General features: G+C 67.3%; 24 protein-coding genes. 17 read left to right on the forward strand and 7 right to left on the reverse strand.

Annotation, left to right across the window (positions count from 1 at the left end):
* The first annotated feature begins 182 nt into the window (after window positions 1–182).
* Entirely contained in the window at window positions 183–1,142 is a 960-nt protein-coding gene (locus AB4Y64_RS07375) for a glycerophosphodiester phosphodiesterase family protein (RefSeq protein ID WP_441815782.1), read from the forward strand.
* A 1-nt stretch (window position 1,143) separates the two neighbouring features.
* On the opposite strand, the gene AB4Y64_RS07380 is transcribed toward AB4Y64_RS07375, so the two are convergent.
* From AB4Y64_RS07380 to AB4Y64_RS07390, 3 genes are all read right to left on the reverse strand, one after another.
* Window positions 1,144–1,506: a hypothetical protein gene (locus AB4Y64_RS07380; RefSeq protein ID WP_441815783.1), complete on the reverse strand. Its 363-nt coding sequence runs from the start codon at window positions 1,504–1,506 to the stop codon at window positions 1,144–1,146.
* A gap of 120 nt (window positions 1,507–1,626) precedes the next feature.
* Entirely contained in the window at window positions 1,627–2,643 is a 1,017-nt protein-coding gene (gene ahr, locus AB4Y64_RS07385; protein WP_441815784.1) for an NADPH-dependent aldehyde reductase Ahr, read from the reverse strand.
* 126 nt (window positions 2,644–2,769) lie between these two features.
* Window positions 2,770–3,300, reverse strand: a complete 531-nt coding sequence (locus tag AB4Y64_RS07390; protein ID WP_441815785.1) for a hypothetical protein — start codon at window positions 3,298–3,300, stop codon at window positions 2,770–2,772.
* A 268-nt stretch (window positions 3,301–3,568) separates the two neighbouring features.
* Between AB4Y64_RS07390 and AB4Y64_RS07395 the strand changes: the two genes are divergently transcribed.
* Window positions 3,569–4,483: an alpha/beta fold hydrolase gene (locus AB4Y64_RS07395; protein WP_441815786.1), complete on the forward strand. Its 915-nt coding sequence runs from the start codon at window positions 3,569–3,571 to the stop codon at window positions 4,481–4,483.
* Window positions 4,484–4,493: 10 nt separating this feature from the next.
* On the opposite strand, the gene AB4Y64_RS07400 is transcribed toward AB4Y64_RS07395, so the two are convergent.
* Window positions 4,494–4,877 (reverse strand): YkgJ family cysteine cluster protein, encoded by a 384-nt coding sequence (locus AB4Y64_RS07400; protein WP_441815787.1) that lies wholly within the window; start codon window positions 4,875–4,877, stop codon window positions 4,494–4,496.
* Window positions 4,878–4,972: 95 nt separating this feature from the next.
* Here AB4Y64_RS07400 and oleC point away from each other — a divergent pair, with 95 nt between their 5' ends.
* The 8 genes from oleC to AB4Y64_RS07440 all read left to right on the forward strand — a co-directional run bounded on the left by oleC (window position 4,973) and on the right by AB4Y64_RS07440 (window position 12,225).
* Complete coding sequence (gene oleC, locus AB4Y64_RS07405) at window positions 4,973–6,634, forward strand: olefin beta-lactone synthetase (protein ID WP_441815788.1); 1,662 nt, start codon at window positions 4,973–4,975, stop codon at window positions 6,632–6,634.
* A gap of 88 nt (window positions 6,635–6,722) precedes the next feature.
* Window positions 6,723–7,733, forward strand: coding sequence for a 2-alkyl-3-oxoalkanoate reductase (gene oleD / locus AB4Y64_RS07410; RefSeq protein ID WP_441815789.1), 1,011 nt, complete (start codon window positions 6,723–6,725; stop codon window positions 7,731–7,733).
* Between the two features lie 61 nt (window positions 7,734–7,794).
* On the forward strand, window positions 7,795–7,953 hold the full coding sequence (locus AB4Y64_RS07415) for a DUF1328 domain-containing protein (RefSeq protein ID WP_441815790.1): 159 nt from the start codon (window positions 7,795–7,797) through the stop codon (window positions 7,951–7,953).
* Between the two features lie 98 nt (window positions 7,954–8,051).
* The gene (locus AB4Y64_RS07420; protein WP_441815791.1) at window positions 8,052–8,705 is read left to right on the forward strand and encodes a ubiquinone biosynthesis accessory factor UbiJ; all 654 of its coding nucleotides are present in this window, start codon (window positions 8,052–8,054) and stop codon (window positions 8,703–8,705) included.
* Entirely contained in the window at window positions 8,702–10,378 is a 1,677-nt protein-coding gene (gene ubiB, locus AB4Y64_RS07425; protein ID WP_441815792.1) for a ubiquinone biosynthesis regulatory protein kinase UbiB, read from the forward strand. Before AB4Y64_RS07420 ends, ubiB begins: the two co-directional genes overlap by 4 nt.
* Window positions 10,379–10,382: 4 nt before the next feature.
* The gene (locus AB4Y64_RS07430) at window positions 10,383–11,129 is read left to right on the forward strand and encodes a pseudouridine synthase (RefSeq protein WP_441815793.1); all 747 of its coding nucleotides are present in this window, start codon (window positions 10,383–10,385) and stop codon (window positions 11,127–11,129) included.
* Window positions 11,130–11,138: 9 nt separating this feature from the next.
* Window positions 11,139–11,558: an alternative ribosome rescue aminoacyl-tRNA hydrolase ArfB gene (arfB, locus tag AB4Y64_RS07435; protein WP_441815794.1), complete on the forward strand. Its 420-nt coding sequence runs from the start codon at window positions 11,139–11,141 to the stop codon at window positions 11,556–11,558.
* A 58-nt stretch (window positions 11,559–11,616) separates the two neighbouring features.
* Window positions 11,617–12,225 carry a 1-acyl-sn-glycerol-3-phosphate acyltransferase gene (locus AB4Y64_RS07440; RefSeq protein WP_441815795.1) on the forward strand — a complete coding sequence of 203 codons (609 nt, stop codon included), beginning with the start codon at window positions 11,617–11,619 and terminating at the stop codon, window positions 12,223–12,225.
* 60 nt (window positions 12,226–12,285) lie between these two features.
* On the opposite strand, the gene AB4Y64_RS07445 is transcribed toward AB4Y64_RS07440, so the two are convergent.
* On the reverse strand, window positions 12,286–13,254 hold the full coding sequence (locus AB4Y64_RS07445) for a LysR family transcriptional regulator (protein ID WP_441815796.1): 969 nt from the start codon (window positions 13,252–13,254) through the stop codon (window positions 12,286–12,288).
* Between the two features lie 111 nt (window positions 13,255–13,365).
* On the opposite strand from AB4Y64_RS07445, the gene aceB reads away from it, so the two are divergent.
* From aceB to AB4Y64_RS07465, 4 genes are all read left to right on the forward strand, one after another.
* Window positions 13,366–15,042 (forward strand): malate synthase A, encoded by a 1,677-nt coding sequence (aceB, locus tag AB4Y64_RS07450; RefSeq protein WP_441815797.1) that lies wholly within the window; start codon window positions 13,366–13,368, stop codon window positions 15,040–15,042.
* A 71-nt stretch (window positions 15,043–15,113) separates the two neighbouring features.
* Window positions 15,114–16,415 carry an isocitrate lyase gene (gene aceA / locus AB4Y64_RS07455; protein ID WP_441815798.1) on the forward strand — a complete coding sequence of 434 codons (1,302 nt, stop codon included), beginning with the start codon at window positions 15,114–15,116 and terminating at the stop codon, window positions 16,413–16,415.
* Between the two features lie 208 nt (window positions 16,416–16,623).
* The gene (locus AB4Y64_RS07460; RefSeq protein ID WP_441815799.1) at window positions 16,624–17,682 is read left to right on the forward strand and encodes a diguanylate cyclase domain-containing protein; all 1,059 of its coding nucleotides are present in this window, start codon (window positions 16,624–16,626) and stop codon (window positions 17,680–17,682) included.
* 23 nt (window positions 17,683–17,705) lie between these two features.
* Entirely contained in the window at window positions 17,706–20,189 is a 2,484-nt protein-coding gene (locus AB4Y64_RS07465) for a putative peptide modification system cyclase (RefSeq protein WP_441815800.1), read from the forward strand.
* 68 nt (window positions 20,190–20,257) lie between these two features.
* Here AB4Y64_RS07465 and AB4Y64_RS07470 read toward each other — a convergent pair whose 3' ends face one another.
* Window positions 20,258–20,602 carry an NHLP-related RiPP peptide gene (locus AB4Y64_RS07470; protein ID WP_441815801.1) on the reverse strand — a complete coding sequence of 115 codons (345 nt, stop codon included), beginning with the start codon at window positions 20,600–20,602 and terminating at the stop codon, window positions 20,258–20,260.
* Window positions 20,603–20,928: 326 nt separating this feature from the next.
* Window positions 20,929–21,126 (reverse strand): NHLP-related RiPP peptide, encoded by a 198-nt coding sequence (locus tag AB4Y64_RS07475; protein ID WP_441815802.1) that lies wholly within the window; start codon window positions 21,124–21,126, stop codon window positions 20,929–20,931.
* A 116-nt stretch (window positions 21,127–21,242) separates the two neighbouring features.
* Here AB4Y64_RS07475 and AB4Y64_RS07480 point away from each other — a divergent pair, with 116 nt between their 5' ends.
* The 3 genes from AB4Y64_RS07480 to AB4Y64_RS07490 all read left to right on the forward strand — a co-directional run bounded on the left by AB4Y64_RS07480 (window position 21,243) and on the right by AB4Y64_RS07490 (window position 23,511).
* Window positions 21,243–22,421 (forward strand): putative peptide maturation dehydrogenase, encoded by a 1,179-nt coding sequence (locus AB4Y64_RS07480; RefSeq protein ID WP_441815803.1) that lies wholly within the window; start codon window positions 21,243–21,245, stop codon window positions 22,419–22,421.
* A gap of 79 nt (window positions 22,422–22,500) precedes the next feature.
* Window positions 22,501–22,956, forward strand: coding sequence for a hypothetical protein (locus tag AB4Y64_RS07485; protein WP_441815804.1), 456 nt, complete (start codon window positions 22,501–22,503; stop codon window positions 22,954–22,956).
* Between the two features lie 108 nt (window positions 22,957–23,064).
* Entirely contained in the window at window positions 23,065–23,511 is a 447-nt protein-coding gene (locus AB4Y64_RS07490; protein ID WP_441815805.1) for a hypothetical protein, read from the forward strand.
* The last annotated feature ends 13 nt before the right edge of the window (window positions 23,512–23,524 follow it).

Consider the following 23,524-nt stretch of genomic DNA (forward strand, 5'->3'; position numbering starts at 1 on the left):
CGCTCCGCAACCGCGTGACGCAATGCAGGACACCCGGCCCAGGCCGGGTGTTCGCGTTTCTGCGCCGTGTCGAGCGCATGCAAGCCCGGCCGATGGCGTTCAACGATCGGCTCCATTTGGTCATGACCCGGTGCGGCGGCTGCGGCTAGGGTGGTTGCATGCATTTGCCACGGAGGCTTCTCATGCGTACCGCACTGCGCCTGTGCGCGCTGATCGGATCGATGCAGTGCGTTGCGGCCGTCGCCCAGCCGCCGGTTGCGCACCATTCCGCGCGGTTCGTACCGCCATTGATCGTGGCCCATCGCGGCGGAGCGGCCGACTACCCGGAGAACACCCTGGTTGCGGTCCGGGGATCGCTCGCCAACGGCGCCGATGCGATCTGGCTCAGCGTCCAGTTGAGCGGCGACGGGGTGCCGGTGCTCTACCGGCCGCAGGACTTGTCGGCGCTTACCAACTCCCGCGGTCCGGTCAACGCCTGGACGTGGCGGGAGCTGCAGCGGGTCAACGCGGGTTGGAACTTCCGGGTCGAGGGCGCCGATGGCGCGATCCGGTATCCGTACCGGAGCCGGTCCGTGCCGGTGCCCACGCTGGAGAGTGCTCTGGCGCGGATTCCGCGTTCGGTGCCGGTGGTGCTCGACATGAAATCGCTGCCGCCCGAGCCACTGGTTGCCGCTGTCGCCCACGTCCTGCAGCGACGCAACGAATGGTCACGCGTGCTGCTCTATTCCACCGACGCGTCGTTCGATCCGCTGTGGGCGCGCTACCCCCGCGCGCAGCGTTTCGAGACACGCGATGACACCCGCGGGCGGCTGGTGACGCAGTTGCTGTCAGGTCGATGCGAGCCGCCCAAGGTCGCACGCTGGTCGGCGTTCGAACTGCGCCGTCGCCTCGAGGTCACCGAGAAGTTCACGCTGGGCGAGGGCCACTCACAGGTCGATGCCGAGCTGTGGACCGACGCCACGATGGCCTGCTTCCGCCAGGGTCACGGCAGCGCGCGCTTGCTGTGGATCGGAATCAACACGCGATCCGACTTCCAGCACGCGCAGACGCTGGGAGCCGATGCGGTGCTGGTGGACTCGCCAGCGCAGGCCCGCGACTGGATCTTCCTGCACAAGCCACGCGAAGGTGTGCCCGGTCGCTGATTCAGGCCGGCGCGCCCGGAATCGGCAGGCATTCCATGATCTCGACCGCCTCGCCAGGAAAAATCGTGAAGTGCGGGTGGTTCACGAACAGCTTCGCCGCGGCTTCGTGCGATTCGGCCCGCACCACGGTGTAGGCGGCCAGTTCATTGCGCGTGTCGCTGATGCCCTCCGGGCCGACACGCTTGGTGCGTCCAAGCGGCGCGCCCATGTCGACGATCGAATCGCGGTTCGCATCGACCCATTTTCCCCACGCTTCCATGCCCGCGCGATCGCGCGCCTTGCGCGCGGCGTCATCGGTGAGCTTGCGCTCGGCTTTCTCGCTGGCTTCGGCCGAGCCGGTGTAGACGGCCATGTACGTCTTCATGCGGAACTCCGTTCTTGCGTGGATGGGCCATCGTCCCATGCAACCCTTGCCGCTCGCGTTAGCGGGCGGTTACGCCGGTGCAACGCATCAGATCCGCACAATCGCGAGCGTGCGTCCTGTCTACATAGCCGAGGCATCGAGCACGATGCGATAACGCGCATTGCCGGCCCGCAGGTGGTCGAGGGCCTCGTTGACCTTGCTCATCGGGAACATCTCGACCTGCGGCCGGATGTCGTGGCGGGCGGCGAAGTCGAGCAGGGTGGCGATGTCGGTCGGCGAACCGGTCGGCGAACCGGAGATCTCGCGCTGCTTCATGATCAGGCTGAAAGCCGCCACCGGGATCGGTTCCAGCACGGCGCCGACGACGTGCATGCGCCCCTTCGGCGCAAGCGTGCCGACCATCGCGTCCCAGTCCATCGGCACGTTGACGGTGACCAGCAGCAGGTCGAGGCTGCCGGCGATGGCGCCGATCGCCGCCGAGTCGCGACTGGCCACGACGTGATGCGCACCGAACCGGCGCGCCTCATCGGCCTTCGCCGCGGTCGAGGTGAACGCGGTGACGTCGCAGCCCCACGCCGCGGCGAACTTGATCGCCATGTGGCCCAGGCCACCGATGCCGACCACGCCGACGCGCATGGTCGGCTTGATGTCGTAGGCCAGGAACGGCTTGAACACGGTGATGCCGCCGCACAGCAACGGGCCGGCACTGGCGATGTCGAGACCTTCGGGCACCGGAATCGCCCACGCCCAGTGCGCGCGCACCTTCTGCGCAAAACCGCCGTGGTGACCGCCGATGGTGGCCGTACTCGATGCGCACAGGTTCTGGTCGCCCGACAGGCACTGCCGGCAATGCATGCAGGTCTGCGCGGTCCAGCCGACGCCGACGCGCTGGCCGACCTCCAGCCCCTTGGCGTTGGCTCCAAGCGCGGAGACCCGGCCGATGGCCTCGTGGCCAGGGACCAGCGGAAATTGCGTCATGCCCCATTCGTTGTCGAGCATCGACAGGTCGGAGTGGCAGATGCCGCAGTACTCGACATCCACTTCGACTTCTTCGGGGCCGAGCGGTCCCAGGTCCAGGTCCTGCAGGGCCAATGCCTTGCCGGGGCCTTGCGCGGCCCACGCCTTGATCGTCGCCATCACGTTCTCCGCATCTGCCGCAGCAAAGGCGGATCACGCTACGCCTCGCAGCGCATCGGGAGGATGAAAATCGCCGTCGGCATGAATTCTGCCGGCGCAAATGCGATACGAATTCCGCCGAAGCGCCTACAGCGTGGTGATGACCTCGCCGCTGGCCTGACGCAACAGCTCCGCGACCTGTGTGCGCTGTGCGTGCGACAGGGCATGCACGACCACCGCATAGCGGCCTTCCTTCAGCGCATCCTTGACCTTGAGGATGTACAGGTCGTGGTCGGGACGCAGGGTGACCAGGCCGCCGAACATCAGGCCCGCCACCGCACCGAAGAAGATCACCGCGCCGGCGGCATAGGCCGCGGAATTGACGATGAAAGGCACCTTCAGCGCCCACAGCACGCCGAACAGCGCGGCGCCGAGGCCCGCGCCGAGCAGACCCAGCCAGAAGTGCGCACGCAACATGGTCGAGAAAATGCCCTGGCTTTCAGGTTCGAGCTTCTTGCCCGCGCGCTGGTCGTGCGGCGCCACCACCCGGACCTGGCTGTCCTTGAGGTGAAGGGTGCGACGGATGCTGTCGGCCGCCTGCAGTGCCGCGGCCTGGCTGTCGAGGACCGCGGCAACCTTGCTGTTGGAAACCTCGCCCGTGATCACGTGGTCGCTCATGACACGCTCCTGTCGGCTGTCGCCGGTTCGCTGTCACCGGTTCGCAGTCATCGGCTCGATCCTCATGCGCATGCAGTTGCGTACCCGTGAATTTGCGGTGATCGCGTCGCCCTTGGCTCATCAATGTGATGCCGGCGTCTGCAGGACGCGCACGGGCGGTCACGGGGAAGCAGGCAATCGGTGGCCAAATCGCGCACGACTCCCCCGGGCACGGGATAATGGCCGCTTGTTCCGGCTCGCGGCCCTGTGCGAGCGCCATCGAGCCCCCATGACGATCGAACTTCCGCTTCCCGACTACCCCTTCGCCCCGCAGCGCCTCCAGGTCCGCCCGGACGTCTGGATGAGCTACCTCGACGAAGGTCCGGAGGAAGGCGAGGTCGTGGTGATGCTGCACGGCAACCCGTCGTGGAGCTACTACTGGCGCCGGCTCGTGCTCGGCCTGCGCGACCGCTACCGCTGCATCGTCCCCGACCACATTGGCATGGGCCTGTCGGACAAGCCCGATGACGCGGCTGACGCAAAGCCCGGCTATCGCTACACCCTGCAGTCGCGCATCGACGACGTCGAGACGCTGCTGCAGCAGCTGGGCGTGAGCGGCCCGGTGACGCTGGCGGTGCACGACTGGGGCGGCGGCATCGGCTTTGGCTGGGGCCTGAAGCATTCGGCGCAGATCCGCCGGCTGGTCGTGCTCAATACCGGCGCGTTCCCGCTTCCGACGGCCAAGCCGCTGCCGAAGTCGCTGCGCCTGGGCCGCGATTCGTCCGTGGGGACGGGCCTGATCCGCGGCCTCAATGCCTTCGCCGCCGTCACCGCGCGCGTCGGTGTCGAACAGCCGATGCCGGACGACGTGCGCCGCGCCTACCTGGCGCCGTACGACACCTGGGCCAACCGCATCGCCACCTCGCGCTTCGTCCAGGACATTCCGCTCGGTGAAGGCGACGCTGCCTGGCCGCTGGTGCAGGCCATGGGCCGCAAGCTGCCCGAATACGCCGACCGCCCGGCCTTCATTGGCTGGGGCCTGCGCGACTTCGTCTTCGACAAGCACTTCCTCAAGGGCTTCACCGACGCGCTGCCGCAGGCGCAGGTGCATGCATTCGAGGATGCCGGGCACTACGTGCTGGAGGACAAGGGCGACGTGCTGGTGCCGGAGATCCGCAAGTTCCTGGGCACCCACCCGCTTTGAGTCCCGCAGTTCACAGGGCCGGCAACGGGTTCTTTGCCGCCTCGCCGACCCCGGCCCAGTCGTCCTGGGTCAGCTCGGGCAGGCCATGCGCCAGGCGCGCCTTGTCGCACTGCGCGCTGGCGGCGCCGAACTCCCACGATGCCGGCACCGCCGCGCACACCGACGGGCGCCGGTCGTGGATGGTGCAGCGGCTGTAACGGCCAATGTCTGCATCCAGCGCAACGCAACTCGGCCGGGCCTGCGAGGTGCCGCGCATGACCCGCTCGTGCGAGCGCAGCGATTCGGTCAGTTCCAGCGGGACGCGCCCGCCGAGGTCCGGGTCGGCCTCGGACCAGTGGAAACTCACGCGGAAGAAGGCGCAGCAGGCGCCGCAGGTCAGGCAGGGGTGTTGCATGGGCGGACAGCGTCCGGAAACAGCAGTTCGGGGCCGCGATTCTGAGGCTTTGCCGGCGCGACGCAAGCGCCGCCCGCACAGGTCAAAATGAACAGATGAACACCCCCTGCAACATCGCCTCCTCGCTGCCATCGCTGGCCGCCCGGTTCCCTGAGCGGATCGCCATGCGCTGCCCCGGCAGCCGCGGGCCGGACGGCCTGGCGCGGTTCGACCTGACCCTGACCTACCGCGAACTGGACCAGCGCAGCGACGCCATTGCCGCCGGGCTGGCCCGCCGTGGCATCGGCCGCGGTACCCGGACGGTGGTGATGGTGCGGCCGTCGCCGGAGTTCTTCCTGCTGATGTTCGCCCTGTTCAAGGCCGGCGCGGTGCCGGTCCTGGTCGATCCGGGCATCGACCGGCGCGCGCTGCGCCAGTGCCTGGACGAAGCGCAGCCGGAGGCCTTCATCGGCATCCCGTTGGCGCAGGTCGCCCGGGTGGTGCTGGGCTGGGCGCGCTCGGCGCGGGTGCGGATCACGACGGGGCGCAGGGCGTGGCTGGCCGATGCGACCCTTGCACGGATCGAGCAGGAGGGGGCCTGCGCAGGTTCGCAGCTGGCGGCAACCGAACCCGACGAAGTCGCCGCGATCCTCTTCACCAGCGGTTCGACCGGCGTCCCCAAGGGCGTGGTCTATCGCCATCGCCATTTCGTCGCCCAGGTGGCGATGCTGCGCGACGCGTTCGGCATCCAGGCCGGTGGCGTGGACCTGCCGACGTTCCCGCCGTTCGCCTTGTTCGATCCGGCCCTGGGGCTGACCTCGGTGATCCCGGACATGGACCCGACCAAGCCGGCCCTGGCCGATCCGCGCAAGCTGCACGACGCGATCGCGCGGTTCGGCGTCGACCAGCTGTTTGGTTCGCCGGCGCTGATGGCGGTGCTGGCCGGACACGGCGCACCGCTGCCGACGGTCAAGCGCGTGACGTCCGCCGGCGCGCCGGTTCCGGCCGACGTGGTGGCGAAGATGCGCGAGCTGTTGCCGGAGGACGCCCAGTTCTGGACGCCCTACGGCGCCACCGAATGCCTGCCGGTGGCGGTGATCGAAGGCCGCGAACTGCAGGCCACGCGTGAGGCGACCGAGGCCGGTGCCGGCACCTGCGTCGGCCGCGCGGTTGCGCCCAATGAGGTGCGCATCATCGCCATCAGCGACGAGGTCATCGCGCAGTGGTCGCCGCAGCTCGAAGTCGACGCGGGCGTTGTCGGTGAGATCTCCGTCGCCGGCCCGACCGTCACCGACCTGTACTTCAACCGCGAGGCGCAGACGCGCCTGGCGAAGATCCGCGAACCGCTGGCCGACGGCAGCGAGCGCATCGTGCATCGCATGGGCGATGTCGGTTACCTCGATGCGCAGGGCCGGCTCTGGTTCTGCGGGCGCAAATCGCATCGCGTCGAAACCGCGCAGGGGCCGCTCTACACCGAGCAGGTCGAACCGGTGTTCAACACCCACCCCGACGTTCGACGCACGGCGCTGGTGGGCGTAGGCCCGCCCGGCGCGCAACGACCGGTGCTGTGCGTGGAGCTGATGAGCGGCGTGGCCGCGGGGCAATGGTCGCGGATCGAAGCCGAGCTGCGCACACTGGGCGCCACCGGCACGCATACGGCCGCAATAGCCGGGTTCGCCCTGCATCCGAAGTTCCCGGTGGACATCCGCCACAACGCAAAAATCGGTCGCGAGAAGCTGGCGCTATGGGCGGCCAGCAGGGTTTCCATCGGGACGTGAGAACGGCGTTGGAAACTCCATCAATCAGGCGCAGTACGATGTCGGCCGGACCCGCATTGCGCTGGCCCGGTAAAGACCAAGGCGACGAATGAAGATTCTGGTAACCGGCGGTGGTGGCTTCCTGGGGCGGGCGCTGTGCCGCGGGCTGCGCGCGCGCGGCTATGAAGTGGTGAGCTTCAACCGTGGCCGCTACGACGCGCTCGACCCGATCGGCGTGACCCAGGTCCAGGGCGATCTCGCCCAGCGCGATGCCATCGTCGCCGCTGCGCGTGGCTGCGATGCGGTGTTCCACAACGCCGCCAAGGCCGGCGCCTGGGGCAGCTACCAGAGCTACCACGAGGCCAACGTGGTCGGCACCGACAACGTGCTCGCCGCCTGCCGCGCCCATGGCATCGGCCGCCTGGTCTACACGTCCACGCCGAGCGTGACCCACCGCGCCACCCATCCGGTCGAAGGCGGCACCGCCCAGAACGTGCCCTACGGCGATCATCTCAAGGCGCCGTACGCGGCGACCAAGCAGATTGCCGAACGCGCCGTGATCGCCGCCAACGACACGTCTCTGGCGACCATCGCCCTGCGTCCGCGGCTGATCTGGGGTGTTGGCGACAACCAGCTGCTGCCGCGCCTGGTGGAGCGCGCCAAGGCCGGCCGCCTGCGCTTCGTCGGTGATGGCGAGAACCGTATCGACACGACCTACGTCGACAATGCGGCGCAGGCGCACCTGGATGCGTTCGATCACCTCGCGCCGGGTTCGGCCTGCGCAGGACGCCCCTACTTCATCAGTAACGGCGAACCCCGGACGGTGCGCGAGATCGTCAACGGCCTGCTCGAGGCAGCCGGCGCGCCGGTGGTGACCAAGACCATTCCGTTCCGCGCGGCCTACATCGCCGGCGTGCTCTGCGAGGGTCTGTGGCATGCGTTGCCGCTGCGGGGCGAACCGCCGATGACGCGCTTCCTCGCCGAGCAGCTGAGCACCACGCACTGGTACGACATGGGACCGGCCAAGCGCGACTTCGGTTACGTGCCGCGCGTGAGCATTCACGAGGGGCTCACCCGGCTGAAGGCCGCATGGACGGAACACGCGGCCGTCACTCACTGAAAACGAATGCCTATGCAGGATCGGCATACACCCATCAGGCGCGAGACGCCGGAGGTTTCCGATGCTGCACTACGCAGTGGTGTTCTTCGTAATCGCGATCATTGCCGCTGTGCTGGGCTTTTCCGGCATTGCCGGCACGGCCAGCAACATCGCCTGGATCCTCTTTGTCGTGTTCCTGATCCTGGCCGTCGTATCGATGCTGCGCGGCAGACGCGTCTGACCTTCCGCACCAGTCCCGAGACTGCAACCCGCGCCGGACGGCCGCCCGCAGGGGTCGTCCGGCGCTGGCATTAGCGGGGGCAGGGCTACAATGAAGGGATGACCGACCCAGCCCCGCCCTCGCCCCTGGCCGCGCTCAAGCCCATCGCCGGGCGCGCCCTGGAAGCCGCGCTCAATCGCGCGCTGGCACTCGACCCCGATACCCGCGACGGACTGCGCACCCTTGACGGGCGCCGCGTTGCCCTGCGTGTGGCCTCGCCGCCGCTGGCGCTGCAGGTGCGCGTGGCCGGCGAGCGGCTCGAAGTCGGGCCGATCGAAGACGAGGGCGAGCCGGACCTGTCGGTGCGCAGCACCCTGGGTGGGCTCCTCTCGCAGCTGCCGTTCCTGCGCAACGACGACGCACCCCCCGTAGGCAAGCTGCGCATTGAAGGCGACGCCGACCTGGCGCGCCGACTGCAGCGGCTGGCCGAGCGCTTCGATCCCGACTGGCAGCAGCCGTTCGTCCGTGTCTTCGGCGAGATCCTGGGAGTGCAGATCGCCAACTCGATGGCCGCGGGCCTGCGCCATGCCCGCGGCGCCGCCGGCGCCTTCGCCGGCAATGCCGCCGAGTACGTCACCGAGGAGTCGCGCGACGTGATCCCGCGCGAGGAACTCAACGCCTTCCACGACGACGTCGATACCCTGCGCGACGATGTCGAACGCCTGGCCGCGCGCGTGGGTCGCCTGCGCGTGCGCGCCGGGGGCGACGCATGAAGCCGGTGTTCCGTGCATGGCGCATCGGCCGGGTGCTGTTGCGGTATCGCCTCGACGATCTTCTCGACGACACGCCGGTCGAGCCGTGGCTCAAGGTCGCGCGTCCGTTCGTCCCGCGCGCCTCGCGCGAGATCGCCGCGATGTCGCGCGGTGCGCGCTTGCGCCTGGCGCTGCAGGAGCTGGGCCCGATCTTCGTCAAGTTCGGGCAGATCCTGTCCACGCGCCGCGACCTGGTGCCGCCAGACGTTGCCGAGGAACTGGCGCTGCTGCAGGACCGCGTCGCACCGTTCGACGGCGAGGCGGCCCGCCTGATCGTCGAGCGCGCGCTCGAGCGCCCGGTCAGCGAAGCGTTCGCGCAGTTCGACACCTGCCCGCTGGCCTCGGCCTCGATCGCCCAGGTGCACGCGGCGACGCTGCCGCCGGATGCCAACGGCGTGTCGCGCGAGGTCGTGGTCAAGGTGCTGCGGCCGAACATCGAAAAGCAGATCACTGGCGACATCGCCCTGCTCAAGGTCGTGGCCGGTATCGTCGATCGCACCCACCCGAGCGCCGACAAGATCCGCCCGCGTGCGATTGTCGAAGAGATCGAGAACACCCTCGCCGCCGAGCTCGACCTGCAGCGCGAGGGCGCCAACGCCAGCGTGCTGCGCCGATTCTGGGCCGACAGCGATGACCTGTACGTGCCCGAGGTGATCTGGTCGCACACCGCCGAGCGCGCATTGACGCTGGAGCGCGTGCGCGGCATCCCGTCCGACGACATCGCCGCGCTCGATGCCGCCGGCATCGACCGTCACGCACTCGCCGCCAAGGGCGTGCGCGTGTTCTACACGCAGGTGTTCCGCGACAACTTCTTCCACGCCGACGCCCACGCCGGCAACATCTGGGTCGACAGCGACCCGGCGCGGCGCAACAACCCGCGTTTCATCGCGCTCGACTTCGGCATCATGGGCCAGCTCTCCGACGAGGATCAGTACTACCTCGCCGAGAACTTCATGGCGATCTTCAACCGCGACTACCGCCGCATCGCCGAGCTGCACGTGCGCGCCGGCTGGATGCCGTCGCACATCCGCATCGATGAACTCGAAGCGGCCGCGCGCGCGGTCTGCGAGCCGTACTTCACCCGCCCGCTCAGCGAGATCTCGCTGGCCGAAGTGCTGCTCAAGCTGTTCCGCACCGCGCAGCGCTACGAGCTGACCCTGCAGCCGCAGCTGATCCTGCTGCAGAAGACGCTGCTCAACATCGAAGGGGTCGGTCGCCTGCTCGATCCAAAGCTCGACATCTGGGCGGTCGCACGGCCGGTGCTGTCGAAGATCCTGATCGAGCGCTACAGCCCGCAGCGCCTGGCCAGCGAGTTCCGCAAGCGCCTGCCGGAGCTGGTGACGCACGCACCGGAGATGCCGCGCCTGCTGCACGCCTGGCTGACCCAGCAGGTGGAAGGCAAGTCCGAACTGCACCTGCATTCGCACGACCTGGCCGAACTCAACCGTTCGATCCGCTCGGCCCAGCGCCGCACCGTCGCCGCCGTGCTCGGTATCGGCCTGCTGATCTGCGCCACGGTGCTGTACGGCCTGGAAGCCGGCGGCCCGCGCATGTGGTCGATCCCGGCAGCGGCATGGATTGCCGGCCTCGGTGGCGTGTGGGCCCTGCTGGCCGCGTGGCCCCGCCGGAACTAGTCCAATGAGCGCCCCATCGCTTCCCGACTGCCTGCCGCCATCGCAGGAGCTGGAAGCCCTCGACATCCTGTACGTCGACGAGCAGCTGGCCGTGGTCAACAAGCCAGCCGGCCTGATGGTCCACGACAGCGCGCTGGCGCGCGGCGAGACCGACTTCGCCGCCGATCGCCTGCGCGAGCAGTTCGGCAAACCCATCTTCCTGGTCCATCGCCTCGACCGCGCCACCAGCGGCTGCCTGCTGCTGGCGTTCGATCGTGACTCCGCTTCGGCGCTGGGCAAGGTGCTCATGTCGCGCGAGGTCGAGAAGGATTACTGGGCAATCTGCCGCGGCTGGCCCGAGGAGTGCTTCATCGTCGACTACCCGCTCGACGGCGGCCCGGGCAAGCCGCTGAAGAAACCCGCCGTCACCCGCTTCACCCGCCTGGCGACGACCGAGCTGGAGCTGCCGTCGGCGAACTTCCCGACCTCGCGCTATGCAGTGCTTCGCGCGGAGCCCGAGACCGGCCGCTTCCGCCAGATCCGCCGTCATCTCAAGCACCTCTCGCACCACATGATCGGCGACACCAGTCACGGCGACGGCCGCCACAACCGCCAGTTCCGCATGCTCGGCATCCATCGCATGCTGCTGCACGCGCGTCGCCTGGCGTTCGTGCATCCGCTCGATGGGCGGCGCATCGAAGTGGTCGCGCCGGTCGATGCGGAGTTCGCCAAGGCACTGGCGCTGTTCGGCGATTCGCAGCCGGATTGGTAAAGTTGCGCCATGCTCGAGATCAGCGACAACCTGGCCATCCCTGACGACGAACTGGTCGAGCGTTTCGTGCGCTCGTCCGGGCCGGGTGGCCAGAACGTCAACAAGGTCGCCACCGCGGTCGAACTGCGCTTCGACCTGGCCGGCTCGCCGTCGCTGCCCGAACCGGTGCGGATGCGCTTGCTGGCCAAGCGCGACCGCCGCATCACCGACGAAGGCGTGCTGGTGATCAGCGCCCAGCGCTTTCGCACCCAGGACCGCAACCGCGAGGATGCACGCGAACGCCTTGCCGCCTTCATCAGCACCGGGCTGGTCGCGCCGACGCCACGCGTGGCCACCCGGCCAACCCGCGCATCCAAGGAACGCCGCCTCAGCGGCAAGCGCGAACGCGGTACGATCAAGCGCGGTCGTGTCGTCCGCGATTGGGACTGACGCAACCGCGACCGACGACCGCACAGCACGATGAAAGCGCACCAGCCACGAGGGGCCAATGGCCGAGACTGACGACCAACGGGTGTTGACGCTGCCGCCGAGCGCGCCGCGGGTCAAACCCAATGCCTTCACCCGTTGGCTCGGCCGCGCCATCCTCCACGCCGGTGGTTGGCGCATGGTCGGTGCGTTCCCCGACATCCCGCGCCTGGTCCTGATCGGCGCGCCGCATTCGTCCAACTGGGACGGCATCTGGGGCTTCGCCGCGAAGATGGCGATGGGCCTGGACCTGAAGGTGCTGGGCAAGGACTCGTTGTTCAAGCTGCCGGTGATGGCCGCGCTGATGCGTCGCCTGGGCGTGATCCCCGTGGACCGCAAGGCCGCCCATGGCGTGGTCGAGCAGGCGGCGCGGATGATCCGCGAAGCCGACAGGCTCTGGTACGCGCTGGCGCCGGAAGGCACGCGCAAAGTGGTGGAGCGCTGGAAGCCCGGCTTCTGGCGCATCGCCAAGTCCGCCGCCGTGCCGGTGGTGCCGGCGTACTTCCACTACGGCCAGAAAGTGATCGGCATCGGGCCGCCGTTCCACCTGGGTGAGGACTTCGACACCGACCTCCACCGCATCCGCAGCTGGTACCGCGGCGTCTCGAAGGGCAAGAACCACGATGCCTGACGCTGTCTCCCTCCCTTCCGTGAAGCGGAGGAGAGGGCCGGGGAGGGGTCAGCTTTTTACCTATCTCTCCGACTGCCCGGTCGAGTAATAGTCCCCGCGCTCAAACAGCGCCGGCTTTATTAATTCTGTAAATGCCCGGGCCTGTGGTGATAAATATTTGCCCTTGCGGACCACCACGCCATAGGTCCGGGACGGGAAATACTCCGCCAGCGACCGTGCCGACAGCCGCTCGCGGTCGGCCTCGGTCAGGCAGATCGCGGTGACGATGCTGATCCCCAGGCCCATGGCCACGTACTGCTTGATCACCTCCCAGCCGCCGACCTCGAGCGCGACGGTGTAGGGCACCCGGTTCTGCTGGAACACCAGGTCGATCAGGCGGTAGGTGGTCAACCGCTGCGGCGGCAGGATCAGGCCATAGGGCGACAGGTCCTGCAGGTGCAGGTCTTCCTTGTGGGCCAGCGGGTGGTCGCGCGGCGTGATCAGCATCGGCTCGAAGCGGTAGACCGGCTCATAGCTAAGGTCGGCCGGGACGTCGAGCATCGAGCCCACCGCCAGATCCACTCCGTCCGAGCGCAGCAGGTCGAGACCACCGGCGCCGGTGACGTTGTGCAGCGTCAGCCGCACCTCCGGATGAGTGGCACGGAAGGCTTCGACGATCCGCGGCAACAGATACAGGATCGTCGAACTGCCGGCGGCGACATTGAGCTCGCCCGCATCCAGGCCGCGGATCTTCTCCAGGAACACCGAATCCAGGGCGTCCAGGCCCTCCACCAGCGGTCGCGCCAGCTCGTAGAGCTCCTGGCCCTCGCGGGTGAGGGTGACCCGGCGCCCGCTGCGCTCCAGCAGCCGAACCCCCAGCTCCCGCTCCAGCGCCTGCAATTGCAGGGTCACTGCCGGCTGGCTCAGGTACAGCGCCTCAGCCGCGCGTGAGACCGAGCCGAGGCGAGCGGTCTGGCAGAACGCACGCAGGGGCTTGAGGCGGTCTCCCTTGTAGGCGAACCGCGGGCTGCTGGGCGGCTGGGTGGCCATTGGTTTCAACGCGTATTAAGGAATCTAATGATTAGCATTGAAAAATCTTGATTGTCAAATAACACACGCCGCCGCATGGTGACCTTCCAAGGTGACCAAGGAGTTACAGGCATGTCGGCAGTGATGGCCAAGCGGCAAGACGGCGAGACGAAGGGGGGAAACGAGGGCGCTATTGAGGTCCTGGCCCAGACCGAGGGCCAGGACCGTGTGTTGACCCCCGCTGCACTCCGGTTCCTCGCCGGACTTCATCGCCGCTTCGAGTCGGCGCGCCAGGCCCGACTGACCGCCCGCGCCGAACACCAGGCCTTCTTCGACGCGGGCGGCCTGCCCGACTTCCGCGCCGACACGGCCGGCATCCGCAACGGCAACTGGAAGGTCGCACCGTTGCCGCAGGCCCTGCTCGACCGCCGCGTGGAGATCACCGGACCGGTCGATCCGAAGATGGTCATCAACGCGCTCAACTCCGGCGCGACGGTCTACATGGCCGACTTCGAGGACAGCACCTCGCCGACCTGGGACAACCTCATCGCCGGCCAGCGCGCGCTGATCGACGCGGTCGCCGGCACCCTGGAGTTCACCGCTGCCGGTGCCGATGGCACGCCCGGCAAGCACTACACCCTGCGTCCCTTCGAGGAGCAGGCAGTGCTCATGGTCCGCCCGCGCGGCTGGCACCTGGACGAGAAGCACGTCCGCATCGACGGCGCGCCGATGTCGGCCAGTCTGTTCGACCTGGGTCTGTTTGCTTTCCACAACTCGGACGTGCTCGCCGCGAAGGATCGCGGACCCTATTTCTACCTGCCCAAGTTGCAGTCGATGGAAGAGGCGCAGCTGTGGAACGACGTGCTCGATCACGTCGAGCACGAGCTGCGCCTTACCCCCGGCCAGCTCCGGGTCACCGTGCTGATCGAGACACTGCCTGCAGTGTTCGAGATGGACGAGATCCTGCACGCGCTGCGCACGCGCATCGCCGGCCTCAACTGCGGCCGCTGGGATTACGTGTTCTCGTTCATCAAGACCTTCCGCCGCCACCGCGACAAGGTCCTGCCCGAACGCGCCCAGGTCACCATGACCCAGCCGTTCCTCAAGGCCTACTCGGAACTGCTGATCCAGACCTGCCACAAGCGCGGCGCCCACGCGATGGGCGGCATGGCCGCGCAGATCCCGATCAGCGGCGACGAAGCCGCGAACGAAGTCGCCATGGCCAAGGTCCGCGCCGACAAGCTGCGTGAAGTCACCGCCGGCCACGACGGCACCTGGGTCGCGCACCCGGCGCTGATACCGCTGGCACGCGAGATCTTTGACGAACGCATGCCCACGCCGAACCAGCGGCACGTGCTGCGCGAAGACGTGTGGGTCACGCGCGACGACCTGATCAAGCCCTCGCTTGGCACGATCAGCCGTGCCGGCTTCGAAGGCAACGTCGAAGTCTGCGTGCGCTACCTCGCTGCCTGGCTCGACGGCAACGGCTGCGTGCCCATCCACTGGCTGATGGAGGACGCGGCGACCGCCGAGATCGCCCGCACCCAGCTGTGGCAGTGGCTGCATCACGCCGAACAGCCGGTCGGCCGAGTGCCTCCCGGGGACGGCCTGCACCTCGACGACGGCACGCAGGTCGATTTCGCCCTGCTCGAACGCGCCTTCATCAACCTGCCCGGCCGCCTCGGCGACCGCGCGCGCATGCCCGGCGCGAGCCGCATCAACGAAGCGATCGGCGTGCTTGATCGCCTGACCCACGCGGAGGTGCTGGAGGACTTTCTGACCCTGCCGGCTTACGCGCGCCTGGACTGACACGTCAACCCATCCCCACCCAACCCTCCCTTGAAGGGGAGGGCTTCAAGAAACGAGCAGAGGGCACCGCCATGACCACCGCACTGCAGACCGCTGAACAACTCCGTCACGACTGGGCCAACAACGCGCGCTGGGCCGGCATCGACCGCCCGTACTGCGCCCAGGATGTCGTGCGCCTTCGCGGCACCGTGCCGGTCGAGCACACCATCGCCAGGCTCGGCGCCAACAAGCTGTGGGCCTCGCTGCACAGCGAGCCCTTCGTCAACGCACTCGGCGCGCTGACCGGCAACCAGGCGATGCAGCAGGTCAAGGCCGGCCTCAAGGCGATCTACCTGTCGGGCTGGCAGGTTGCGGCCGATGCCAACATCGCCGGCGAGATGTACCCCGACCAGTCGCTGTACCCGGCCAACTCGGTGCCGCAGGTCGTGCGCCGCATCAACAACACCCTGCTGCGCGCCGACCAGATCCAGTGCGCCGAGGGCAGCGGCGACATCGACTTCCTGCAGCCGATCGTGGCCGATGCCGAAGCCGGCTTCGGCGGCGTGCTAAATGCCTTCGAGCTGATGAAGGGCATGATCGAGGCCGGCGCCTCCGGCGTGCACTTCGAGGACCAGCTCGCCAGCGTCAAGAAGTGCGGCCACATGGGCGGCAAGGTGCTGGTGCCGACGCGCGAGGCGGTCGAGAAGCTGGTCGCCGCGCGCCTGGCCGCGGACGTCATGGGCGTGCCGACGCTGATCGTCGCCCGCACCGACGCCGAAGCCGCCGACCTCATCACGTCCGACATCGACCCGAACGACGAACCCTTCATCACCGGCGAGCGCACCGTCGAAGGCTTCTTCAAGACCCGCAACGGACTGGATCAGGCGATCAGCCGCGGCCTGGCGTACGCGCCGTACGCCGACCTGGTCTGGTGCGAGACCGGCAAGCCGGACCTGGAGTTCGCGCGCAAGTTCGCCGAAGCGATCCATGCAAAGTTCCCGGGCAAGCTGCTGGCCTACAACTGCTCGCCGAGCTTCAACTGGAAGAAGAACCTCGACGACGCCACCATCGCGAAGTTCCAGAAGGAAATCGCGACCTACGGCTACAAGTTCCAGTTCATCACCCTGGCCGGATTCCACAGCCTCAACTACGGCATGTTCAACCTCGCCCATGGCTATGCGCGCCGCCAGATGAGCGCGTTCGTCGAGCTGCAGGAAGCCGAGTTCGCCGCGGCCGACAAGGGCTTCACCGCGGTCAAGCACCAGCGCGAAGTCGGTACCGGCTACTTCGATGCGGTGACCCAGACCATCCAGGGCGGCAAGTCCTCGACGACGGCGCTGAAGGGGTCGACCGAGGAAGAGCAGTTCCACGAAAAGCGCGCCGCGGCAGCCTGAGAAAAAGTCTCGGTTGTCGCTCCCTCTCCGGTGAGAAATGCCGGGGAGGGCTGGTTTTCAGGCCTTTCCCGAGCATCCCGGGCCCAGTCAGCGCGCCATGTCGCCCGGTGGCACGGCACCGGGCGCTCGACCTCCCGGCGGCCTTTTCAGCGTTGTATTTCGCGTTCAGGTGCTATTCTCCAGCCTCACCACGGACCGGGATCGTGGGATGAATCGCGACAGCGCGGCGTTGATGCAACCCCGCGAACCAATCATCGCAGGCAGTCCCAGCACGGCGTCGGCGGATGTGGCGACGGCGGTGCTTACCGATTCGGAATACGAACTGTTCGCCGAGATCGGCCGTCCGCGACGCGTCGAGGAAGGGCAGTTGCTGTTCCGTCGCGGCGAACTGGGCACCACCATGTTCGTGATCGCGCGCGGTGTCATCGATCTGGACTTCGGCGAGGACCTCGTCGGCAAGCGCCTGGGTCCGTGCGAATTCTTTGGCGAACTGGGCCTGCTGATCGGCGACCACGTCCGCAGCGCCGATGCCGTCGCCGCCAGCGATGGCCTGCTGATCGAATTGCGCCATGAGGAATTCCAGCGCCTGGTCGATCGCGACCCGGGCCTGGTCTCGTACTTCCTGCGCCGCGCCATCCTGCGCGTGGTGCTCAACGAACAAAGCCTGATCCGCCGCCTGCGCCGCCGCAACGAGGAACTCGAGTCCGCACTCGACAGCCTCTACGCCGCCACCCACCAGCTCAACCAGACCGAAGAGCTGGTCCGCACCGACGAGCTGACCAGCCTCTACAACCGCCGCGGCCTGACCCTGCACCTGCAGGAGTACCGCAAGCTCGGCATGCCGCGGGCGATGGGCCTGCTGCTGATCGACTGCGACCGCTTCAAGCAGGTCAACGACGACCACGGCCACCTGATCGGCGACCGCGTGCTGCAGGGCGTGGCCAACATCCTGCGCTCGGTCGCCGGCCCCGACGACCTCGCCTGCCGCCTTGGCGGCGACGAGTTCTGCCTGCTGGTGGTCGCCGACAACCGCGAAGAGGTGATGCGTTTCGCCGATTTCATCGTCTCCACTGCCCAGGGCCTCATGCAGATGGTGCATGGCGCCCCGTTGATGTGCCCGCTCAGCGTCGGCGCCTGCCTGGTCGACCCGGAAAAAGACTGGAACGACTGGTATGCACGTGCCGATGCCGGCCTTTACCGCGCCAAGCGCATGGGCGGCAATCGCGTGCAGTGGCAGGACCACGATGCGGAACTGACCTCGGCCTGAGGCCGGAGAGGGAAGCACCAGCGATGAATGAGATGACCCATCGCCCGTCGATCGATGCGCCGCAACTGCGCACGTTGCTGTTGACCGACCTGTGCGAATCGACCAGCCTGGTCGAGCGCATCGGCGACGTCGAGGCGGCGACGCTGTTCCGCGACCACGACCGGCTCGTGCTGGATCTCCAGCAGCGCTGGCGCGGCCGCCTGATCGACCGCTCCGACGGCCTGCTGCTGATGTTCGAGCGGCCGATCGACGGCCTCGGCTTTGCCCTCGACTACGTCCGCAGCCTCGAAGTGATGAGCGCCGCGCGCGGCATGGACCTCAAGGCGCGCGCTGGCCTGCACGTCGGCGAAGTGCTGACCTGGCGCAACACCGACGAGGCCGTCCTTGCCGGCGCCAAGCCGCTGGAAGTCGAAGGCCTGGCCAAGCCGATGGCCGCGCGCCTGATGTCGATGGCCCGCCCCGGCCAGATCCTGCTGTCGTCGGTCGCCGAGCCGCTGGCGCACCGCGCCGCACGCGAGCTGGGCGAGCGCGGCCAGCAACTGCTGTGGAAATCGCACGGCCGCTGGCGCTTCAAGGGCGTGCCCGAAAGCCAGCAGGTCTACGAAGTCGGCGAGCCCGGCATCGCCCCGCTGCGAACGCCGCCCCACACGCCCAAGGCCTGGCGCGACATCCCGCTGTGGCGTCGTCCTGCGTCGCTGGCAGCCGAAGCGGCGGTGATCGCGCTGTTCGGCGTCGGCATCTGGTTCATGACCCGGCCAGCCCCGGCGATCGCCTTCAACCAGCGCGACTGGGTGGTGGTGGCGGACCTGCGCAACCTGACCGGGCAGAGCGTGCTCGACGATTCGCTGGAGCAGGCGTTCCGGATAAGCCTGGAGCAGTCGCGGTATGTGAATGTGCTGAGCGATCTGAAGGCGCGAGACACGCTGGCGCGGATGCAGCTTAAGGCGGACACCGGGCTGGATCGCGCAATAGCTTCGGAGATTGCGCTGCGTGATGGCGCGCGGGCGGTGATTCTTCCCACCATCGCCGAAGTCGGTGGACGAGTACGCGTCAGCGCGGAAGTAATCGATCCCAACACCCAGACGACCATCTATACAGAGATCTCTGACGGACGTGGGCTCGACTCGACATTGCAGTCGATCGACAGCGTGACCGCTTCGCTGCGTGGCAAGTTGGGGGAGGCCGTCAAATCGATCGAGAAGGATTCGGCGCCTCTGCCACAGGTGAGTACCGGCAATCTTGACGCGTTACGTGCCTATTCCCTTGGCCAAAAGGCGTACGGGAACAGGGATTTCACACAAGCACAGCAGTTCTACGATCGGGCGGTCACGTTGGATCCGCAGTTTGCCTTGGCATGGCTGGGACTCGTCCGTGTGCATTACTCGCGGGTCCAGGGTCCCGCAGCGCTCGCTCCTTTGCGCAAGGCGCAGGCGCAGCGTGAGCATCTGGCACCGCGTGAGGCGATGTACCTGGACGCCTGGTCCGCCCGTTTCGATGCGCCGGCCGAGGCGACCGGAAAGTGGCTTGAGCTGGCGCGGATGTATCCGGACTACGGCCCCGCCCAAAGCAATGCCGCGATGTGGCTGTCGATCGACAACCGATTCAAGGAGTCTTTGGTGTTCGCCCAGTCGGCGGTGACTCCGCAGAACCCGGATGCGGCCATCGATTACGATTCGATCGGGCGCGCTCAACTTGCCCTTGAGCAGTACCAGGCAGCAGCGCAGGCCTTCGATCAGGCGGCGATTCACGGATTCGGCAGCAGCTTGCGCAGACGCATGGCAGTCGAGGCGGCCCAGCGAAAATTCACCGAAGCCGAGAAGTTCGAGGCCAAGCTGCCTGAGGGCGACCAGCATGCCTATCTGGAGCGAATCTCCATGGCAGTGGATCAGGCGCAATTGGCAGACGCCAGAAGCCTGGCGCGCACGGCGCTGAAGCTCACCAAGGGTTCCGGGTTCGATGGACGATCGTTCCTGATGCCATTGGCTATTGCCCAATGGTTGTCGGGCAATCGGGAGGAAGCGCTGAAAAATGCCCGCGTTGCTGCAGAGATGGCGAAGAAGGCTCTTGCCGACGTCCACGACGCGGATGCAGAAGATGACGCCTCGCTCGCGCTGGCTGCGTCCCTGCTGTCGCAGCGTCTGGGCGATGGTGCGGTAGCGGATTCGGTCCTCGCTGCGCTTGCATCGCGCAAGGATCTGATCGGCTTGCCAAGCGTCTCTGAACTCTCAACAGTCGTGCGTGCCGAGAGGGAGCGAATTGCCGGCCGGCCCGAGGCGGCGATCAAGCTGCTCACTCCGCTGCTCACAGGCAACGAACGCTTTCAAACGCGCGTTGCACTGCGCTCGGCGTACCAGGATGCAGGCCATCGTGAGCAGGCGCTCGAGCAAGCGCAGTGGCTGCAAAAGCGCCGCGGCATGGCTTATATGGACAAGGCGTGCGGCTATTGCCTGCAGGCGTTGAATGTGTCCGACAGCAATGCCGCGGCCAAGGGAGCTGCCCTGCAGTAGCCTCCGGGTGAGCCGAAGGCGTCGCCGCAGGAGCTTCGACCGGCGGGACCGGTCGAAGTCGATTCAACTTACTTGCGGACGAAACGCTCGGGGTTCAGGGTGGCGTCGAGCTTGGGCGTCTCCTGGGAAAGGCCCTTGGTCAGCATCGCCTTGATCTCCTGGCGCGCCCCCATGATCACTTCCTTCGATGCAAGCTCCTGGACCTTGCAGTCACGGAACGCTTCGGGTTGCGTGATCGGAAGCAGCCCGCAAGCAGTCATCTGGCCAGCGTCTGGCGACTCGTAACCGATGGATTGCAGCGCTGCGATGTGGTCGTTCTGAAAGCGCTGACGGAACAGGTCGTCGGTGCTCAGAAGGTCCAGGAGCCGGTCTGCGATCTTTGGATCCAGCGGTGCGGTCAGTGCCTTGTTCATCCCCGTTTCCCCTCGAAGGCCCGTGGCAGGCCGTGATGGCGCAATCTAACCGGCTGTGCCGTCCGTCACAACCGGGATGGTCGCCGTGGGCGGGATCCAGAAAGGGGCACCGCGACAGACGGATGCCCCTGCGCATGAATGGCCAATCGGGCTCTAACGTCTGCCGCCCCCATCCACCCTGATTTACTTCCGGACGAGACCTGTAATGCCAGTACCAAGTTGCGGCGTATTCTGGCTAAAGCCCAGCAGCGGCATCGACCGGATTCTTTCCGGGCATCTTCGATCTGCGCCTTGGACGCCAAGCTGATTCCGAAGAAGCACATCGGTCATTCTCCACCTGCTGGAGGGGCAAAGCCAATGCTTGCCAAGGCGTCCTGTGGGCTATGTTGAAACTGAAGCCGAAACGCATCATCGGTGCTCAAAAGCGCCAGCAACCGATCCGCGACGACAGGATCGAAAGGGGCAGTGCGGGGTTTTGCTACGACCGGGCGGACAGAACTGCTCACATGAACAGCTAGCTGCATGACGATCCCTCGTTAGGTGGCAGTAACCGGCACCCGAGCGGGTGCCGAGGAGGCACGCGCTTCCGCCCCGGGCCGATAGCAAGCAAAGTAGTCGCTTCGACATTTGGGGGCTGGGGATGCGTATCCGTCGTTGTGCCGTGCTGTTCCTCGAGCCTCGAGAGCAGACCGAATTCGACCTGACCGTGCTGCTCGGCGGCGGTGACGGCCTGCGTCGCGATCGCCGCTGGCTGGCGCTTGCACCGCACCTGGGCACGGAGGTCGAAGTGGACGCTTCCGAGCGCGAATTGCTGGGCGACCTGAGCCCCGGCCAGTGGATCGACGCCGCCAGCATCGACAACCGCACCGCCGTGGAGCGATTGCTTACCGAAGGCCTGCTGGTCAGCGACGACCCTGCCCATGCCGTCATGCGCGCGCGCGACGAAGCCCTGCGCGGCACCTACTGGCATCCGCTCGCGGCCACGCTGCATGCCTTCACCCGCTGGAGCGGCGTGAACACCGTGCAGAACTCCAAGGACAGCGGCACCGAGACGGCCGTGCAGATGCGCCAGGTCCTCGGCGCCCCACCGGTCGAGGCTGCTCGTCGTGCCGATGCCTCGACCCTGAAGCCGCTGCCCCGCATCGCCCCGACCGCCTTCGACGACCTGCTCGCACGTCGCGCCACCTGCCGCAATTTCGACCCCAGCCGCAAGGTGCCCTACGAGCTGTTCGCGCAGCTGCTGCAGCGGGTGTTCGCCGCCCAGGCGGAGGTGCGAGTCAGCGACGACCTGGTGTTCCTCAAGAAGAACGTGCCCTCCGGCGGCGGCCTGCACCCGATGGAGTGCTACCTGATCGTCCAGCATGTCGAGGGCGTCGAGCCGGGGCTGTACCACTACCAGGCGCACGAGCATGCGCTGGAGCCGCTGGCCGGGCCGGACAAGCCGTTGCGCGAGTTCGTCATGGACATGGTCGCCCAGCAGCACTGGTTCGCCGACGCCCACGTGGTGGTACTGCTGGCGCCGCGCTTCGACCGCACCTTCTGGAAGTACCGCCACCACGCCAAGGGCTACCGCGTGGTCGCCCTGGAGGGAGGGCACCTGTCGCAGACCTTGTACCTGTCGGCCACCGAGGCCGGGCTGGGCGCGTTCATCACCGGCGCGATCAACGAGGTCGAGCTGGAGCAGGCGTTCGGCCTGGACCCCATCCACCAGGGGGCCCTGGCCATCTGCGGCTTCGGCTGGCGCGGGCAGGTCATGGAAACGGCCGAACTGGACCCGGCCGGGGCGGTCTGGGTGGCCGCCGCCGCCCCTGAGAATTGACCTCATCGACAACACCCGCCGGCCCGGCTAGCTTATCCATGGGGCCCAAGGGGGGCCTGGTACCAATAGGGGATCACCAATGCGTTTCGTTTTGTTTGCCGCGCTCGCGCTGGCATCGTTCACCGCGGCTGCGGACGGCAACGCAGCGCCGAAGTCGCTCGATATCGTTGCCATCACGACGCAACAGAAGCAGATCCAGCAGGACATCATTGCCCAGCGCGGTCCCTACAAGGACCTGCCGGACACCACCCGCGTAGAACTGCTGTCGCGCCAGGCAACCATGATGCGGATGCTCGATGGCAAGGCATCGGAAAGCGAGCTGAGCCAGGACCAGCGGGCGGAAGTGTTCAACACCCTGGAGTGGATGGAAGTGGCCATCAACCGGGAGAGCGACGACGAGCGCTTGATCTGCCGTCGCGAGAAGCCGCTGGGCAGCACCCGCACCGAGCGGATCTGCCGTACGGCGGCCCAGGAACGCGAGGCCAAGGACCGCGCCCGCGAAGACTTCGAGAACCTGAACAACTTCAAGCGCTGAAGCTTGCTGGGCCCCGGCCACAGGCCCGGGGCCCACGCCTGCGGGCGGTTGTTGGCTCCGGGGAGGTGGCGTAATGTCAAGCCCTTCCCCCGGCGGTCGGATACCCCCATGAAATTTGCAGGTCTGCTCCTCGCCCTGGCGCTGTCGGCGCCGGTTGCCCATGCCTCCGTCGACAGCCGCGTGCTGATGCTCGACGACATCCGCGCCCAGCAGCAACAGATCCGCTACGGCGTCGAGAACAAGGACGGGCCGTATCGCGATCTGTCGGCGACCGAGCGCGACGAGTTGTTGAGCAAGCAGGCCAAACTGCTGCACCTGATCGAAGGCAAGCGCTCCACGAGCGATCTCAACGAAGAGCAGAAGACCGAAGTCTTCAACACGCTCGAGTGGATCGAAGGCGCAGTCAACAAGGCCGAGAACGAGCGCATGGTGTGCGAGCGCCGTGCGGTGCTGGGCAGCACGCGCAAGGAGCGCGTGTGCAAGACCGCGGCGGAATGGAACCAGGAGCGCGACGCCGCCCGCAACCAGATGGACCGTGGCGGCAAGGTCAACTGATGCGTTGATCTGC

Source organism: Lysobacter sp. TAF61 (genome assembly GCF_052113485.1).
Classification (GTDB): Bacteria; Pseudomonadota; Gammaproteobacteria; order Xanthomonadales; family Xanthomonadaceae; genus Lysobacter_J.

Coding starts and splice junctions, on each gene's coding strand:
- AB4Y64_RS07375 (WP_441815782.1), top strand. CDS start 183: ATGCGTACCGCACTGCGCCTGTGCGCGCTGATCGGATCGATGCAGTGC.
- AB4Y64_RS07380 (WP_441815783.1), bottom strand. CDS start 1,506: ATGAAGACGTACATGGCCGTCTACACCGGCTCGGCCGAAGCCAGCGAG.
- ahr (WP_441815784.1), bottom strand. CDS start 2,643: ATGGCGACGATCAAGGCGTGGGCCGCGCAAGGCCCCGGCAAGGCATTG.
- AB4Y64_RS07390 (WP_441815785.1), bottom strand. CDS start 3,300: ATGAGCGACCACGTGATCACGGGCGAGGTTTCCAACAGCAAGGTTGCC.
- AB4Y64_RS07395 (WP_441815786.1), top strand. CDS start 3,569: ATGACGATCGAACTTCCGCTTCCCGACTACCCCTTCGCCCCGCAGCGC.
- AB4Y64_RS07400 (WP_441815787.1), bottom strand. CDS start 4,877: ATGCAACACCCCTGCCTGACCTGCGGCGCCTGCTGCGCCTTCTTCCGC.
- oleC (WP_441815788.1), top strand. CDS start 4,973: ATGAACACCCCCTGCAACATCGCCTCCTCGCTGCCATCGCTGGCCGCC.
- oleD (WP_441815789.1), top strand. CDS start 6,723: ATGAAGATTCTGGTAACCGGCGGTGGTGGCTTCCTGGGGCGGGCGCTG.
- AB4Y64_RS07415 (WP_441815790.1), top strand. CDS start 7,795: ATGCTGCACTACGCAGTGGTGTTCTTCGTAATCGCGATCATTGCCGCT.
- AB4Y64_RS07420 (WP_441815791.1), top strand. CDS start 8,052: ATGACCGACCCAGCCCCGCCCTCGCCCCTGGCCGCGCTCAAGCCCATC.
- ubiB (WP_441815792.1), top strand. CDS start 8,702: ATGAAGCCGGTGTTCCGTGCATGGCGCATCGGCCGGGTGCTGTTGCGG.
- AB4Y64_RS07430 (WP_441815793.1), top strand. CDS start 10,383: ATGAGCGCCCCATCGCTTCCCGACTGCCTGCCGCCATCGCAGGAGCTG.
- arfB (WP_441815794.1), top strand. CDS start 11,139: ATGCTCGAGATCAGCGACAACCTGGCCATCCCTGACGACGAACTGGTC.
- AB4Y64_RS07440 (WP_441815795.1), top strand. CDS start 11,617: ATGGCCGAGACTGACGACCAACGGGTGTTGACGCTGCCGCCGAGCGCG.
- AB4Y64_RS07445 (WP_441815796.1), bottom strand. CDS start 13,254: ATGGCCACCCAGCCGCCCAGCAGCCCGCGGTTCGCCTACAAGGGAGAC.
- aceB (WP_441815797.1), top strand. CDS start 13,366: ATGTCGGCAGTGATGGCCAAGCGGCAAGACGGCGAGACGAAGGGGGGA.
- aceA (WP_441815798.1), top strand. CDS start 15,114: ATGACCACCGCACTGCAGACCGCTGAACAACTCCGTCACGACTGGGCC.
- AB4Y64_RS07460 (WP_441815799.1), top strand. CDS start 16,624: ATGAATCGCGACAGCGCGGCGTTGATGCAACCCCGCGAACCAATCATC.
- AB4Y64_RS07465 (WP_441815800.1), top strand. CDS start 17,706: ATGAATGAGATGACCCATCGCCCGTCGATCGATGCGCCGCAACTGCGC.
- AB4Y64_RS07470 (WP_441815801.1), bottom strand. CDS start 20,602: ATGAACAAGGCACTGACCGCACCGCTGGATCCAAAGATCGCAGACCGG.
- AB4Y64_RS07475 (WP_441815802.1), bottom strand. CDS start 21,126: ATGCAGCTAGCTGTTCATGTGAGCAGTTCTGTCCGCCCGGTCGTAGCA.
- AB4Y64_RS07480 (WP_441815803.1), top strand. CDS start 21,243: ATGCGTATCCGTCGTTGTGCCGTGCTGTTCCTCGAGCCTCGAGAGCAG.
- AB4Y64_RS07485 (WP_441815804.1), top strand. CDS start 22,501: ATGCGTTTCGTTTTGTTTGCCGCGCTCGCGCTGGCATCGTTCACCGCG.
- AB4Y64_RS07490 (WP_441815805.1), top strand. CDS start 23,065: ATGAAATTTGCAGGTCTGCTCCTCGCCCTGGCGCTGTCGGCGCCGGTT.